A 560-nucleotide genomic window follows, 5' to 3' on the forward strand; every position below is an offset into this window, starting at 1 on the left:
CCGGCCTGCACCGCGGCGTCGCCAAAATCCGGGCACACGAGACGTCCGGCGCCAGTTCCCAGACGTACGGCGTAGCCCGCTTCCTGGCCGCCCAGCACGCCCACTGCCCGGGCCCCTGCGACCTGAACACCGTCGCCCAGACCCTCGTGGACGCCGCCATGTCCGTCGGCGTTCCCGCCGACTACGCCGCCCGCGCCGTCACCAACGGCTTCGCCGCCGCCGGCCACACCGCATGACCCGCCCCGTCGACACCGAGACGGCCCGGCCCGCACCGCGTCTGCGGATCGTCGGCGACGACGACCCGCACGCGCCCTGGCCGGACGAACCGGACCCCTGGTCCGACCCCTGGGCCCCGCCCACCCCGGCACCCCACACGGCCCCGGCAACGGCACCACAGGCACCGGCGCGGCCACGCACCACCTGGACCGCCGCCGAACTGATGGCCACCACCTTCCCCGAACCCAAATGGGCCGTCCCCGGGTTCTTCGCCGAAGGCGTCAGCCTCCTCGCCGGACCGCCCAAGGTCGGCAAGTCCTGGCTCTCCCTCGGACTCGGCCTCG

Annotated in this window: 1 protein-coding gene and 1 pseudogene; both read left to right on the plus strand. The window is 75.0% G+C overall.

Annotated features, from left to right (window positions below):
* Positions 1–236, plus strand: a pseudogene (locus IE329_RS40130) (DNA primase); the annotation flags it as partial.
* Positions 233–560: AAA family ATPase (locus IE329_RS40135; RefSeq protein ID WP_190216003.1), on the plus strand; the 328-nt coding region annotated here is incomplete at its 3' end. The pseudogene IE329_RS40130 and the gene IE329_RS40135, both read left to right, overlap by 4 nt.

Origin of the sequence: Kitasatospora indigofera, assembly GCF_014655955.1 — a bacterium.
Classification (GTDB): Bacteria; Actinomycetota; Actinomycetes; order Streptomycetales; family Streptomycetaceae; genus Kitasatospora; species Kitasatospora indigofera.